Genomic DNA, 15099 nt, shown 5'->3' on the forward strand with positions numbered 1-15099 from the left:
AACATCTCCGGCACCTCCGTTAGAAGAGCGGTGCCTCCATAGGCGGTAATCGTATCCGCGATGCGGCCCGCCAGCGGATTGGCTGTAATGCCCGAAAGTCCGTCCGACCCGCCGCATTTCAGCCCGATCTTCAGTTTGGAGAGAGGAACCTCCGTTCGTTTGAACGTCTCCGCATATTCCACGAGCTCGGATATGAGAGACAACCCTTCCTCCAATTCGTCCTCCATGTCCTGGGCACGCATATATTTGATCCTATTCCCGTCCTGCTCCCCGATCATGGCCTGCATTTGATCGATCTGATTGTTCTCGCAGCCGAGCCCGATAATGAGCACGCCTGCGGCATTGCCATGCTGAGCCAGGGAGGATAATAGGCGCTGGGTATGGCTCAGATCATCCCCGAGCTGCGAGCAGCCGTAGGGATGCGGAAAATGATAAACCCCATCAATCCCTCTCCCTTGAAACTGCTGACCTGCCATTCGTGCCAGCAGCTCGCAGGTTTTATTAATGCAGCCGACGGTGTTGATGATCCAGATTTCGTTGCGGATTCCAACCTCGCCGTTCGGTCTGACATATCCTTGGAAAGTTGACGAACCGTGGCTGGCAGCTGAAGGCTCAAGCCCTTGATTCGCGTTTGGCTTATACTGATACTCCACTTCACCGGAGAGACCTGTTTTCAAATTGTGGGTATGAATCCAGGTCCCCGGCAGAATGGCTTCCTTCGCCAGACCGATCGAATAACCGAATTTGAAAACATGGTTACCCGCCTCAATCAACCGCAGAGCCACCTTATGACCCTTCGGGACGTCCTCCGTTAATTCGATGGCATGCTCCTTCCCGTTCAAGATCCCGATGGCATGTTCTCCTGCCGGCAAAGGACGAAGCGCAATGCCGACATCATCCTTGCTGTGAAGTATGACGATGTCACTCATGTCTCGTTCAGCTCCATTTCTTCGATATAGCTGCTTACCGTTTCATGAAGAGCGGGAATTCGGTTCAGATCCTCGCCCCATATCCTCTGGTTACCAAGAATGGAGGCCACAAGCTGACGTATAGTCCACTCCCCGCCGTCTACCTTTTGCCACGCTTGCTGCAGTGTCATCAGGTTATCCGGATCATCTCTTAAAGGCAGCTGTTCACCATCAAGTCGCGTGCCGTACCATTGCCCCTCCTTCGTGCCGGCATGATACAGACGGATCAAGGAAGCCAATCCAAGAGTAATGGTGCTTGGCAGCTCATAATGCATTCTGATATATTCCTTTAAGCTCGGCAGAACCCGAACCCTAAATTTGGAGATGCTGTTCATGGCGATGTCCTGCAGCCTGTGCCGAATGAAGGGGTTGCGGAACCGCTCCCACACGGTTTCGGCATATGCCGCAACATCTCCAGGCGGGAGAGGCACCCCCGGGACGATTTCCTCGAGCATCGCGTTTCGGATGCGATCACCCCATTCAGCACTTTCCGTCATCTCCTTCACTTCGTTCAAGCCATGGAGCAGACCTATTGAAGCCATAAGGGTATGCGTTCCATTCAAGATCCTTACTTTTCTAACCTGATACGGGGTCAGATCGGATACCCAGCTTACCTGAAGGCCCGCCGACCGTAGAGGCAGTCTGGACTCCAGTGACGGATCGCCCTCAATCGCCCAGAAATAATAGGGCTCGGCCGTGTTGAGCAATCGGTCCTGATGACTCCATTTGTCAAAATAACGCTCCGCTTCTTCCGGATAACCGGTTACGATCCGGTCTACAAGCGAGTTCAAGAACAGATTGTGCTCCGCCACCCAGCTCTGAAAGGCCGGCGAAAGCCCCCAATCCTGTGCATGCCGCAAAACAATGGATCGCAAGATATCCCCGTTTCGTTCCAGAAGCTCGCAGGGCAATATCATCAAGCCCTTGTCCGGCGAGCCTTCATAATGCTCATAACGCCGATACAGCAGCATGGTCAGCTTGCCGGGATACGACAACACCGGTTCGTCCGGATTCCATTCACTGCGCTGATAATCGAGACCAGCCTCGGTCGTATTGGAAACGATGATATCCAGGGTATCCAGCTCGGCGATCCTTAAGAAGTTCTCCCATTCCGCATAGGGATCCACGATCTTCGAGAACACCGGAATCCACTGCTCCTCCTCAACTTTTCGTCCATCCTGCAGACCTCGAGTCAGCAGGCCGTATATCCCCTCCTGTTCCCGCAGCTGCTCCAGCTTGGGCCTTCCGCCGGGTCTTGGCTGACTGACCGCGACGCTCCCTTGAAACAGCCCCTGCCGGTTGCATTCATAGATCATCCAATCGAAAAAGCCCCTCAGAAAATTACCTTCGCCGATTTGCAGCACCTTCACGGGGAAGTTCAACATCTCCGAGTCCTGACGTACATCCTGCTGCTGGAGAAACTCCCGTCCGACCAACTTCAACGATCCGCTTCGGTCTGTGCTCGTACCCATGGATTATCTCCCTTCCGTCTGGCCAAACCGGAAATAACGCTCGGCGTTGTTGTAACAAATATCCTGCACGATGCCACCGAGCCACGGAAGATCATCCGGCGCTTCGCCCCGCGTAACCCACTCGCCGAGAAGATTGCAAAGAATACGCCGGAAATACTCATGCCGGGTGTAAGACAAAAAACTTCTGGAGTCGGTCAGCATCCCGACGAATCGGCTCAACAGGCCCATATTGCCGAGTTTGCTCATCTGCTCGACCATGCCGTCTTTGGTGTCGTTGAACCACCACGCCGAGCCGAACTGGATTTTGCCCGGAATGCCATCCCCTTGAAAACTCCCGATAAGTGCAGCAAGGATATCGTTATCGCTGGGGTTGAGCGAATAAAGTATCGTTCTTGGAAGCGCCGACTCTTGATCGAGCCGATCCATCAGCTTAACGAGCGGTACGGCGATCGGACTATCGTGAATCGAATCATATCCGGTATCCGGACCCAATTGCCGGAACATCCTTGTGTTGTTGTTGCGTTGGGCATTGATATGGAACTGCATGACCCAGCCGAGCCTGGCGTAGACACGGCCAAGATGAAGCAGCGTATGCGTCTTGAACTGTTCCTCTTCTTCCCGGGAAACCCTCTCCCCCTGAAGCGCTTTCAAGAAAATGTCGCCCGCCTGCGCCTCGCTGACCTCTCGATAAGGCACGTAATCCAACGCATGATCGGATACCCTGCCGCCCACCGAATGGAAAAATTCCGCCCGCTGCTCCAGCGCTGCCAGAAATGCCGGATAATCCGCTATCTCGACCCGGCTTCGCTCGGCGAGCAACTTCACCCAAGGAACGAACGTCTCCCGGTTAATCTCCAGCCCCTTGTCCGGACGGAATGACGGGAGCATCTGAAATCCGGCATCGCCTTCTTCTGTCAGCTTGAAATGATATTCCAGGCTATCCGCCGGGTCATCCGTCGTACACACGACCTTCACGTTGCTTGAAGTAATCAACCCCCTGGTCGTAAAATCATGTTCCTGGAGACGCTTGTTTGCCGCCTCCCAAATTCGCGGAGCATTCTTTTCCTGAATGATGTCCGATATGCCGAACAGTCTTTGCAGCTCCAAATGCGACCAATGGAATAAGGGGTTGCCAATCGTCATCGGCACAGTGCGGGTCCAAGCCAAGAAGCGGTCATAATCGTTCACGCCCGGCCCTCCCGTGATGTAGGCCTCTTCCACGCCTGCAGCACGCATCGCCCGCCATTTATAGTGGTCACCGTTGATCCAGGCTTCCGTTAAGTTCTCGAACCGGTGATTGTCAACGATCATTTGCGGACTCAAATGACAGTGGTAGTCGATGATTGGCATGGCTTTAGCATAATCGTGGTATAAGATGCGAGCAGTCTCGTTATGAAGCAAAAAATGTTCATCCATAAAAGGTCTCATGATTTCACCGTCCGTTTCTGTAGATTATCTACTATGTTACGGCATCATCAGTTGGATTTCTTCACGTTTATTGCGAATATAGAGGTTTATTCAACATATCTTGCTTTGTTTTGCCAGAAAAAGTTGATACAATAGAGCTGAATTAATTGGAATGGCTCCAAGATGTTATGATCTGAACGAAGCGGGGGCGATTGTCATATCCAGCGAAACCCATACCGTATCCTACGGAGAAGAAGAAGGAGAATTTTATTATCATCGCATTCACCGCACAAAACCCTTTGAACGCAATAACCATTATCACGGAACTTACGAAATCTACTATTTGGTTTCGGGGGAACGCCATTATTTTATCAAAGAGAAGCTGTACTCCATCCGGGCGGGGGACCTGATTCTCATCAATAAATTCGATGTCCATAAAACCTCGGGCCATGGAGACCCGGAGCATGAGCGTATCGTCATTAATTTCAGCGATTCCTTTCTCGGCAAAGGCCATCCCTTGCTGGCATCGGGATTGCTCGGCATGTTTAACCAGGATCGGCCGCTGCTGCGCTTAACCGTGCCGGAGCAGGCGATCATCATGCAAATTCTGAATAAAATGGCCGATGAGATCCGGGAACGCTCCGCTTCGTATGAGCATATGCTGCAGGTGCTGCTTACGGAGTTATTAATCAAAACCTATCGATTAACCCATTCCGCCTCGCTGCCTGCCAACGTCTCCATGAATCCGCTCCATCAGAAAATCACGGACGTGGTCAAGTTTATTCACGTTCACTACGCAGACAAAATCACGCTGCAGGGATTATCCGAAACCTTCTACATCAGTCCGTTCTACCTGTCCCGGATCTTCAAAGAGATTACGGGCTTTACCATCATTAATTACCTCAACCTGACCCGGATTCGCGAGGCGCAGCGCCTTCTGACGGATACGGATCTGAAAATCGTGGACATCGCCGAATCGATCGGCTTTGAAAGCCTCACCCATTTTGACCGGACCTTCAAGAAAATCATGAATATGACGGCAAGCCAATATCGTAAAATCAACAGCGTCCCCTGAACATGCAAAAAAGGAAGCGAGCCACCAGGAGTCCAGGGTTGTTCGCTTCCTTTTTTAGTTGTGATCATACAATGAGTCGCTTAGCTGATTCGATTCTGCTGCTGCTGATATTGCTCCATGGACATCAGCACTTCCCGCGGCTTGCTGCCCTCATAAGGACCGATCACCCCGCGCGCTTCCATGGAATCGATGAGGCGGGCGGCACGGGTGTAGCCTACACGCATTCTCCGCTGCAGCAGCGACACGGATGCCTGCTTGGCTTCCAATACGATGGTCACCGCCTGTTCATACAACTCATCCAATTCTTCTTCGTCCGCGCCAGCGGATTCCTCGATTTCAGGCACCAACGACTCGTCATATTCCGCCTGTCCTTGATCCCGGACAAAATCCACGATGTTCTCGACCTCATGATCACTCATGAAGGCTCCCTGAACGCGGATCGGCTTGGAGGAACCCATCGGCATAAACAGCATGTCCCCGCGGCCAAGCAGCTTCTCGGCGCCCGCCATATCCAGAATGGTTCGGGAATCGACCTGCGAAGACACGCCAAAGGCAATACGCGACGGGATGTTCGCTTTAATGACCCCGGTGATAACGTCGACCGACGGACGCTGGGTCGCGATAATCAGATGGATACCGGCTGCACGCGCCATTTGGGCCAATCGAGTAATCGCATCCTCCACGTCGTTGGCCGCGACCATCATCAAATCGGCCAACTCGTCCACGATGACAACGATATACGGCAATACCGCAGGCAGATTATCCTTCATTAGATTGTTGTAGCCCTCAATATTCCGCGTCCCCGACTTGGAGAACAGTTCATACCGCTTCTCCATCTCCACGACGATTTTCTTAAGCGCTAAGGATGCCCGCTTCGGGTCGGTTACCACCGGCGCCATCAAATGCGGAATCCCGTTATAGACATTGAGTTCGACCATCTTCGGATCGACCATCAGGAACTTAACCTCATCCGGCTTCGCTTTATACAGGATGCTGGTAATAATGCCGTTGATGCATACGGATTTACCGGAACCCGTGGCGCCTGCAACTAGTAGATGGGGCATCCGTGCCAAATTACCGACAATCGTCTGGCCCGAAATATCGCGGCCGAACGCGATTGACAGCTTCGATTCCGCGTCCTGGAACGTCGGCGTTTCCATAACCTCTCGCATGGTGACGAGCGAAACTTCATTGTTCGGCACTTCGATCCCGATGGCGGACTTGCCTGGAATCGGCGCCTCCATCCGAATATCCTTGGCCGCAAGCGCGAGTGCGATATCATCGGTCAGATTCACGATCCGGCTGACCTTGACGCCGATGTCCGGCTGAATTTCATAGCGGGTTACCGACGGACCCCGGACAACCTCCAGAACCTTGGCCCGAACGCCAAAGCTTTCCAGTGTGGCCTCCAGCTTTCGCGCTGTCTGCATGTAATCGTTCTGGTCTCCACCCTTGCCGCCGTTGTTCGGTTTGGACAGCAGCCGGAACGGAGGCAGCTTGTACGGCTTGGGCGGCGGAGCCGGTGGCGCTGCCGGTGCCGATCCTTCTTGCCCCCCAGTATCCGCGATAACAGCTGAATTCGTCTCGCCGTTCAGCGTCTCTGGGTCAACCATGGCATCCGAACTTGATGCCGCGTTCCCCGAAGGGTCTTCATGCGCAGGAGGCATCACCGCTTCGTGATCGTCTGGATCGTCATCCAATCGTCCTTCTTGCTTCACCTGCTCGAAGAAATCGCGAATAATCGGCGAAGAAGGTACAGGATCCGGTGCAGAAAATGCAGCATCCGTCCCCTCCTCCGATTGATCCGCTCGGTTGAACAGGACGACCTCGCCCTTATCATGCTCATCATGTCCGTTGCCAACCGTAAATACCGGAGCCGACTCATCCATAACATCCTCTGCCTCTTCTGCGGCTTCGTTCCGCTTGTTGCCCTTGGAACCAAACAGTTGGAAGAATTGCGGCGCTTTACGCTTCGGCAGCCGCATGCCTTCCATATCGTCGAGGTCATCGTCTTCATCCAGATCCTCCGGCAGCTGTATGCGTTGCTCCTTGGCGCTTGCCTTCGCCGCCGCCTTTGATTTCGTCTGCTGGCTGTTCATTTTCTTTTGGATTCGTTCCCCGGCTTTCACAACCCTGACGCGGAACATCCGCATTAAATCAACATAGGACAGATTCGTAATCAGCATGAAGCTGATAAACAGCATGACAATCACAATCAACTTTGCCCCGATGCTGCCAAACAGCATCAACAAGAGGGCAAACTGCAAGGCTCCAACATAACCCCCGCTGATATCCCGGCCCATGACAGGATGACGTCCGTCATCCGCCCCGGCATGAAGGAGCTCGCCCTGCAAATCACTATGTATCTGGCTCATCGCACTCGATGCATTCAATTGTCCGATCGGAGCCAATTTGGACTCCAGACCCGCAATACTGCTCATTAAGGTGAGCGATAATACCAGGAGAAGGACACCGGTACGCCTGCTGTTCCACCGTTTGGGCCATTTTCGGTGAATCATCACCATTAACCCGTAATAAATGCCGATTAGGGGGATGATAAAATAATACTTACCCAGCAGATATCCCGACATCTTGGACAGGGAACGCCCCACCGGTGCTTCTCCGGATAACGCGATGACCGAGAGTGTCATCAATACAATTCCATAAATTTCATATTTCAATACGGCTGCAAAGGCTGCCTTCTTCTTTCTTTTCCGCTTTGCCAAATGTGTCACCCCCGAATCCATATTATAGCATAATATTCGGTGGCGTACCTATGTTCTGTTTTCAGCCTTTAGCCTCATTTTCGACGGTCGGAATATAGCGAATCATGGTCCCTGGCGCGTAGCGCGGGTTCAAGTAATCATGAAGCCCGCAATCCAATAAACGAACGATTTTCGCCTGTTCTTCCGTTACAGGCTTCACTTCCATCAAAATACCATCGACTCGAACTTCCCTGGACATGACCTCCTGCTCCACTTGAAGCAGCCCGGTCGTCGGATCCAAGGGCATGACGCTGTACCAAGTCATTGCGTAATCCCCCCGGGCTGAATCGTTTTACGCTCGGCGATCATGCTGTTCAGCCGGCTTAATGCCTGTCCGATTCCACCCACTTCGTTCATTAAACCATACTTTACGGCGTCTGTACCCGAAACCGCAGTACCTATATCCCTGTTCAATTCGCCGGTCTTGAACATCAGATCCTTGAACTGTTCCTCCGTGATCCCCGAATGGCTCGTCACAAAGCGCACGACGCGTTCCTGCATTTTCTCCATATATTCGAAGGTTTGCGGCACGCCAATGACTAACCCGCTCATGCGAATCGGGTGAATCGTCATCGTTGCGCTCTCTGCGATAATCGAATGGTCTGCGGCAACAGCGATAGGCACGCCGATGCTATGACCCCCTCCTATGACAACCGTTACCGTCGGTTTGCTGAGCGATGCAATCATTTCGGCAATGGCAAGCCCTGCTTCCACATCGCCGCCAACGGTATTCAGAATGATCAGGAGTCCTTCGATTCGCGGATTCTGCTCGGCTGCCACTAGCTGTGGAATCATATGCTCGTATTTGGTCGTTTTATTTTGCGGCGGCAGCACGAGATGACCCTCGATTTGCCCAATAATCGTCATGCAAAAGACGTTGGATTCTCCGCCGGTTGGAAGCCCCGTCTGTCCCAGCTGCTGAATGGTTTCCGTCACGGCCGCTTTCTTGCCTTCCTCGGTCGGAACGACCGGAGGCGCCTCCGTCTCGCCAGTCCACCCCGCTTTTCTGTTGCCCGTCATCCGTTGATCGTTGTCCATCGCGCATCCCTGCCTTTTTATTCTTAATGTCTAGCTGCTGCAACAAACACATAGCTAACCCTTAGTATGGCAAATGACGCGGCTTTTTTATGCTTGGGCAGAGCATTCAGCATTAGGCCTTGCTCATAACAAACAAAAAAACTCCTGCCGAACCCATCGGGAGAAGTTTCATGATTTGCATATAAAAAGCCCCTCTTTCGCGGAAACCGTCCAATTATTACCTGCGAAAAAGGGGCGACTGTGTGCCTGATTTATTGTATTGTCTCGTATCAGACTTCCATGATGATCGGCAAGATCATCGGTCTGCGACGTGTTTGTTCATACAAGAAGCGTCCCAAAGCGTCTTTCACGCTGGTCTTCAGTGATGCCCATTCATTTACGTTTTCGCTCATCAGCTTCTGAAGCGTGCTGGAAACGATACGGTTGGCTTCATCCAGAAGCCCTTCGGATTCTCGTACGTATACGAATCCACGGGAAATAATATCGGGACCGGAAACGATGGAGCCGTTTTGTTTGCTCAACGTAACGACAACGACCAGAATACCGTCCTGGGACAGAAGCTTGCGGTCGCGCAGTACGATGTTCCCTACGTCTCCGACGCCAAGTCCGTCAATCAGCACATTGCCGGCGGTCACTTTGCCGGCTTTGCGGGCCGAACCGCCTTGAATCTCCACGATTTCTCCGATATCGGTAATAAAAATGTTGTCCGGATCCACGCCAACGGATTCCGCAAGCAGGGCGTGACGGCGCTGCATCCGGTACTCGCCATGGACAGGGATGAAAAATTGCGGTTTCATCAGATTCAGCATCAGCTTAAGCTCTTCCTGGCTACCGTGACCCGACACGTGGACGCCCGAATTGGATCCGCTGTAAATGACGTCTGCTCCAAGACGGAACAACTCATCGATCGTACGACCCACGTACTTCTCATTTCCAGGTACTGGAGTCGCCGCGATGATGACCGTATCTCCCGGCAGAATGTCCACCTTCCGGTGGGTGGAACGTGCCATGCGCGTGAGCGCTGACATCGGTTCTCCCTGACTGCCCGTACACAATACGACAACGCGGTCCGCTGCCATTTTGTTTACCTCTTCGGGTTCGATCAGCATGCCGTCCGGAATGTGCAGGTATCCAAGCTCTGCGGCAATGGATACAACGTTAACCATGCTTCTGCCGATTACCGTTATTTTGCGTCCGGTGGACTCGGCTGCGTTGACAACCTGTTGAATACGGTGCACGTTCGATGCAAACGTTGCAACAACAACCCGCTGCTCGGCTTTGCGGAAGATGTCTTCCAGCACGATGCCTACGTTTTTCTCGGAAGGCGTAAAGCCGGGGCGCTCTGCGTTTGTACTGTCCGACAGAAGAGCCAATACTCCCTTGCTTCCGATCTCAGCCATACGCTGCAGATCCGCATACTGGTCATTGACCGGAGTATGGTCAAACTTAAAGTCCCCCGTGTGCACCACATTGCCTTCCGGCGTTTCGATACAGATCCCCACGGAATCCGGAATGCTGTGATTGGTTTTGAAGAAGGTCGCTTTCAATGTGTTTCCGAGTTGAACTTCCGAATCCGCATGGATCAGAATCCGTTTCGTCTCACCAAGCAAATTCGCTTCTCTGAGCTTGTTTTCCACCAATCCGAGCGTCAATTTCGTTCCGTATACAGGAACGTTCAGGTGTTTCAATACGTAAGGGAGGCCGCCGATATGGTCCTCGTGACCGTGAGTCAGCAAAATCCCTCTCACTTTGTCGCGATTTTCCGTTAAATAGCTAATATCAGGAATAACAATATCAATCCCAAGCATATCTTCTTCTGGGAACTTCAATCCCGCGTCCACGACAACGATGTCGCCTGCATACTGGATGACATACATGTTCTTCCCGATTTCACCGACGCCGCCCAAGGCAAAAATCGATAGTTTATCGCTGCTTATTTTCTTAGACAAATGTATCTAACCCTCCTATAGTTTTGGACGTCGTACCATTGTTATATTAAATTTCAAAAAAATACCGCACCCAGTCACTTGAATTCATTATACATGATGAAAAAGTGAAAACACAAGTCAGCCACCTTCGTGGACCATAGGATGCCCAGAATCAGAAGGGTTTAAAACGAAGAAAGCCACCACCTTCGATGAAGGTAGTGGCCCTGAAAATAGGTAAGCGGCAGTTTACAAGGAAGACAGCATATTACGGATAAAAGCAGCCTCGTTCTCGCTTGGAGCAACGAGCGGCAGGCGAACCCCGCCGACTTGATAGCCGCGTTCGTTCAAAGCGAATTTAACCGCCGCAGGATTCGGAAGCGGGTCAGGACATTCAAAGAGGCCTTTGAACAGCGGGAATAAGGATTGATGAAGCTTGGCAGCTTCCTTCACGTTCCCTTCCACGAAGGCTTCGATCATGTCCTTCATGCGGGCACCTGCAATATGGCTGGCCACGCTTACGATTCCATAAGCACCTACCGACAATGCAGGCAATGCCGCGGAATCGTCGCCGGAATATACGATGAACCCTTCGGGAGCACCTGCGGCAATGCCGGTAACCTGGTCAATCGAAGCACATTCCTTGGTCGCAACGATGTTCGGAATTTGTGCCAGCCTTAAGGTGGTGGACGTGCTTAGGCTGATACCCGTTCTACCAGGTACATTATACAGCATGACGGGCAAGGAGGTTGCCTCGGCAATCGCCTTAAAATGCTGGTAGAGTCCTTCCTGGTTCGGCTTGTTGTAGTATGGTGCTACAAGCAAAATGCCGTCGACGCCGCAGCTTTCGGCTTTCTTCGTCAATTCTGCAGAATGTGACGTATTGTTGCTGCCTGTGCCTGCGATGATCTTGCTCCGTCCGCCCGCCTGTTTCACAGCGAACTTAAACAATTCAAGCTTCTCGTCTTCGCTAAGCGTTGGCGATTCGCCGGTCGTTCCAGCAATGACCAGGGAATCCGACTTCTGTTCCACTATCAGGTGCTCAATCAATCTCGCAGTCTCGTCCCAATTGATCTGGCCGTTCTGATCAAAAGGGGTTACCATAGCCGTAATCAGTCTTCCGAAATCCACAATGATTCCTCCTTAAAGCCTTCCCGCGGGAATGCTTCCTTCGTAAGTAATCTTATCTATATTATTTCCTATCAAACGTTTTAAGGGAATATCCGTCTTTAGTAATTTTATCGGTGAAGCTCAAATTTATGATGAAGGGCGCGCAGCGCTTGAGCCATATCTTCTTTTTTCACCAGTACCCATATCGTCGTATTCGAATCCGCGGATTGCAGAATCGGGATGTCGTGCTCGCTCAAGGATTCCACGATTTTGGCCATGATGCCCGGAACGCCGTTGATGCCGCCGCCAATGACGGACACTTTGGCACAGCCGGATAAGCTTTTCGGTTTCAGGTCCAGGCTCTGCAGCACTTCGATCGCCTTCTCCGAATCGCTGTCAAACACCGTATAAAGCACTCCGGTAGGGGTAACATTAATAAAGTCCACGCTGATGGAATGCTCGGCCATCGATTTAAATACCTTCAGTTGAAGACCTTCCGTGCGATCGCATTCCACCGAGATTTGCGTTATGTTGCTTACATAGGCAACTCCCGTCACAAAGCGGTCCACGATTCCGGATTGAATATCTCTGAAGCCCTCAGGCTGGGTTACCAGCGTGCCCTCATTATCCGAGAAGGTCGACCGCACTCTGACCGGAATTTGGGATTGCATGGCAATCTCAACCGCTCTAGGATGAATGACCTTTGCCCCTTGATGAGCCATGTTGCAAATCTCCGTGTAACTCACGTAACTAAGCGGCTTCGCATCCTCGACGATGCGGGGATCCGCCGTTAGAATGCCGTTGACATCGGTGTAGATATCTACCATTTCGGCGCGAAGCGCGGCACCAAGCGCTGTAGCCGAAGTATCGCTTCCGCCTCTGCCCAGCGTGGTAAAGTCGCCGGAATCGGTCTGCCCCTGGAAGCCGGTAACGATGACAACCTGATGACTCTCCAACTCTTTCAAAACCCGTTCAGGTTTTACGTCCTTGATACGTGCATTTCCGAAGTGATCGTCTGTGAGAAATCCGGCTTGTGCACCCGTCAGCACCGTTGCGGTTATCCCCTCTTGCTGAAGGAGACTGCACAGCGTTGAAGCCGAGATAATTTCACCGCAGCAGAGCAGCAGATCCCGTTCTCTGTCGGGAAGCGCGTTTCCGTTATGCCCGATCCAGTCCAGGAGCGTGTCTGTCGCATAAGGCTCCCCTCTGCGTCCCATAGCCGATACAACCACGACCAATTGGTAGTGATTGGCCAGTTCACGCTGGATGTGCCCAATAACATGGGTTCTTGCTTGCGGTGTAGACAATGAGGTGCCGCCGAATTTTTGAACTAAGATGCGCATAAAATATTCCTCCGTTTATATATGCCCAGGAGACGTAAATTGCGGGCCGACCGACTGAAACGGCCGGCTATTTAAGCCTGGCCGTTCCGTTTGTTGACGATGATTTCTGCGATTTGCACAGCATTCCATGCTGCACCCTTCAGAAGATGATCTGAAACGATCCAGATGGTAAATTGACGCTCATGCCCCAGATCGCGTCGAAGCCGCCCTGCGAACACACCCGGTTCCTTAACGGCCTCCCGCAGCAAACGATGGCGCTGCTGGGTCGTCAACCAGCGTCACGCCGGGAGGGTGCATTCGACAAAAGGCGATGAACTACTTCCAGATCATAGTCCTTCTTGAATTCAACGTACACGGATTTCGAATGCCGTTAACGACCGGGATGCGTACACTATCCGTCCCTTCAATGGATTCGTCGCCCATCATTTTTTTGGTCTCGCGGACCATCTTCATTTCTTTCAGGGTATAACCGTTCTCTGTAAATTTATCGAGAATATTCAACGATCATCGGCTGGAGCTGTTTTCCTTCCAATGCCGCATAACAAGCTTCCGGAATCAGATTCATTTTGGCGACAAGCGAGTTCGGTTTCTGCTGCGGATTATCCTGTCCGTAAGGGACGAAATATATGTTTTTGGTAACCAGCAGCTTCGCGATATTGGCCGCATTCAGTCCAAGACCGTCATTCGTTGAGATCGCCAGCACCAGCGGTCTGCAATTTCTCATCTGCGCCTTGGCTGCCATTAAGACAGGACTGTCAGTCATCGCATTGGCCAGCTTGCTGGTCGTGTTTCCCGTGCAAGGGGCGATAACCAGGACGTCAAGCAGCTTGGATGGGCCCAGCGGTTCCGCCTCCACAATTGTAGAAATAATATCATTCCCGGTTATATCTTTCAACTGTTTCTGCCAATTTTCCGATGTGCCGAATCGGGTATCGGTCGTCATGATGGTGCTCGATACAATCGGCACCACATTCGCTCCCCCGTCTTTGAATCGCTGGATCTGCGGCATCACTTCTTCGAGTGTGCAGTGCGATCCTGTCAGGGCATATCCCACTGTAATTCCATTCCAATTCATTTACGCATCCTCCCGAATCTTGATTTCTTCAGAAATCAGCTCCACCAGCGTGTTGGCCATGATAATGCCGGCTGTTTTTGGAGCCACGATTCCGGGTAGTCCGGGTGCGAGCATGGCTTTGATCCCCCGTTTCTCGGCATAGCGAAAATCGCATCCGCCGGGTGCGGAGGCAAGGTCAATAATGACAGCCTCCCGAGGCATTTTCGAGATGATTTGTGCTGTGACTATCATAGTTGGAATCGTGTTAAAAAGCAAGTCAATATCCGACACATAAGAACCCAGATCCCTTACCAGGAAGGGCTTCCAGCCCATTTCCTCAGCTCTTGCGTAGTGCTCCGATTTACGTACCCCCATCCGAATTTTGGCACCCAGTCCCTGCAGGCTGCGAGCCATTGTAAATCCGGTCCGTCCCATACCAAGCACCATGCTGGTAGATCCGTGGATCGTAAAATCCGTGTTTTGGATCGCCATCATGAGTGCGCCTTCGGCGGTCGGAATGGAATTATAAATAGCCACATCGTCCCTCTCCAATATCTCTACCAGCTTGATCTTATATTTGTCACATAGCGAGCGCAAATAGGGTTTCGCCATGCCTGTATAGATCACTCCATGTCCGGGCATCGCCGCGATATGTTCTTCCTGCAGTCGCAGCGGCCCTTCCGAGAACAGCGCGCTGACACGTCCCTCATCATCACATCCCACTACAGGCAGGATCAGAGCATCGGCGTCCGATAACAGCTCTGGCGTAAGCGGCTCGCGAGTCACTCCCTGAAAAGAATCCTGCAGTTTCTCAAACCCGGCGATCATGACGGAGGCATCCATCTCAGCGCATTTGCGAATCACTTCAATTTGCCTTGCGTCTCCTCCAACAAAGACGGTCCGGACTCCAGTCAGCATGGAAGGCCTCGCTCCTTTCTTCAA

The 15099-nt window shown here is 52.1% G+C and carries 12 protein-coding genes and 1 pseudogene; 1 reads left to right on the forward strand and 12 read right to left on the reverse strand.

Annotation, left to right across the window (positions count from 1 at the left end; genetic code table 11):
* From HMPREF9412_RS25435 to uxaC, 3 genes are all read right to left on the reverse strand, one after another.
* A partial coding sequence (locus tag HMPREF9412_RS25435) for a UxaA family hydrolase (protein WP_009594760.1) occupies window positions 1-929 on the reverse strand: 929 nt, incomplete at its 3' end.
* The gene (locus tag HMPREF9412_RS25440; RefSeq protein WP_009594700.1) at window positions 926-2440 is read right to left on the reverse strand and encodes a tagaturonate reductase; all 1515 of its coding nucleotides are present in this window, start codon (window positions 2438-2440) and stop codon (window positions 926-928) included. The genes HMPREF9412_RS25435 and HMPREF9412_RS25440, both read right to left, overlap by 4 nt.
* A gap of 3 nt (window positions 2441-2443) precedes the next feature.
* Window positions 2444-3868, reverse strand: coding sequence for a glucuronate isomerase (gene uxaC, locus HMPREF9412_RS25445; RefSeq protein WP_009594771.1), 1425 nt, complete (start codon window positions 3866-3868; stop codon window positions 2444-2446).
* A gap of 151 nt (window positions 3869-4019) precedes the next feature.
* Between uxaC and HMPREF9412_RS25450 the strand changes: the two genes are divergently transcribed.
* Complete coding sequence (locus tag HMPREF9412_RS25450; RefSeq protein WP_009594702.1) at window positions 4020-4922, forward strand: helix-turn-helix transcriptional regulator; 903 nt, start codon at window positions 4020-4022, stop codon at window positions 4920-4922.
* Between the two features lie 80 nt (window positions 4923-5002).
* On the opposite strand, the gene HMPREF9412_RS25455 is transcribed toward HMPREF9412_RS25450, so the two are convergent.
* The 9 genes and pseudogenes from HMPREF9412_RS25455 to dpsA all read right to left on the reverse strand — a co-directional run bounded on the left by HMPREF9412_RS25455 (window position 5003) and on the right by dpsA (window position 15075).
* A complete protein-coding gene (locus HMPREF9412_RS25455; protein ID WP_009594735.1) occupies window positions 5003-7648 on the reverse strand; it encodes an FtsK/SpoIIIE family DNA translocase in 2646 nt (881 codons plus the stop codon).
* Between the two features lie 61 nt (window positions 7649-7709).
* Window positions 7710-7952, reverse strand: a complete 243-nt coding sequence (locus HMPREF9412_RS25460; protein WP_009594714.1) for a YlzJ-like family protein — start codon at window positions 7950-7952, stop codon at window positions 7710-7712.
* Window positions 7949-8725 carry a ClpP family protease gene (locus HMPREF9412_RS25465; protein WP_009594727.1) on the reverse strand — a complete coding sequence of 259 codons (777 nt, stop codon included), beginning with the start codon at window positions 8723-8725 and terminating at the stop codon, window positions 7949-7951. Before HMPREF9412_RS25465 ends, HMPREF9412_RS25460 begins: the two co-directional genes overlap by 4 nt.
* A 269-nt stretch (window positions 8726-8994) precedes the next feature.
* A complete protein-coding gene (locus tag HMPREF9412_RS25470; protein ID WP_009594732.1) occupies window positions 8995-10674 on the reverse strand; it encodes a ribonuclease J in 1680 nt (559 codons plus the stop codon).
* 225 nt (window positions 10675-10899) lie between these two features.
* Window positions 10900-11781 carry a 4-hydroxy-tetrahydrodipicolinate synthase gene (dapA, locus tag HMPREF9412_RS25475; RefSeq protein WP_009594731.1) on the reverse strand — a complete coding sequence of 294 codons (882 nt, stop codon included), beginning with the start codon at window positions 11779-11781 and terminating at the stop codon, window positions 10900-10902.
* A 107-nt stretch (window positions 11782-11888) separates the two neighbouring features.
* Entirely contained in the window at window positions 11889-13103 is a 1215-nt protein-coding gene (gene dapG, locus HMPREF9412_RS25480) for an aspartate kinase (protein WP_009594743.1), read from the reverse strand.
* Window positions 13104-13174: 71 nt separating this feature from the next.
* Window positions 13175-13595 (reverse strand): annotated as a pseudogene (locus HMPREF9412_RS32260) (Asd/ArgC dimerization domain-containing protein); the annotation flags it as partial.
* Window positions 13588-14178 (reverse strand): dipicolinate synthase subunit B, encoded by a 591-nt coding sequence (locus HMPREF9412_RS25490; RefSeq protein WP_009594715.1) that lies wholly within the window; start codon window positions 14176-14178, stop codon window positions 13588-13590. The pseudogene HMPREF9412_RS32260 and the gene HMPREF9412_RS25490, both read right to left, overlap by 8 nt.
* Window positions 14179-15075: a dipicolinate synthase subunit DpsA gene (dpsA, locus tag HMPREF9412_RS25495; RefSeq protein WP_009594734.1), complete on the reverse strand. Its 897-nt coding sequence runs from the start codon at window positions 15073-15075 to the stop codon at window positions 14179-14181.
* Between the last annotated feature and the right edge of the window lie 24 nt (window positions 15076-15099).

Origin of the sequence: Paenibacillus sp. HGF5, from assembly GCF_000204455.1 — a bacterium.
GTDB lineage: Bacteria > Bacillota > Bacilli > Paenibacillales > Paenibacillaceae > Paenibacillus_AQ > Paenibacillus_AQ lautus_A.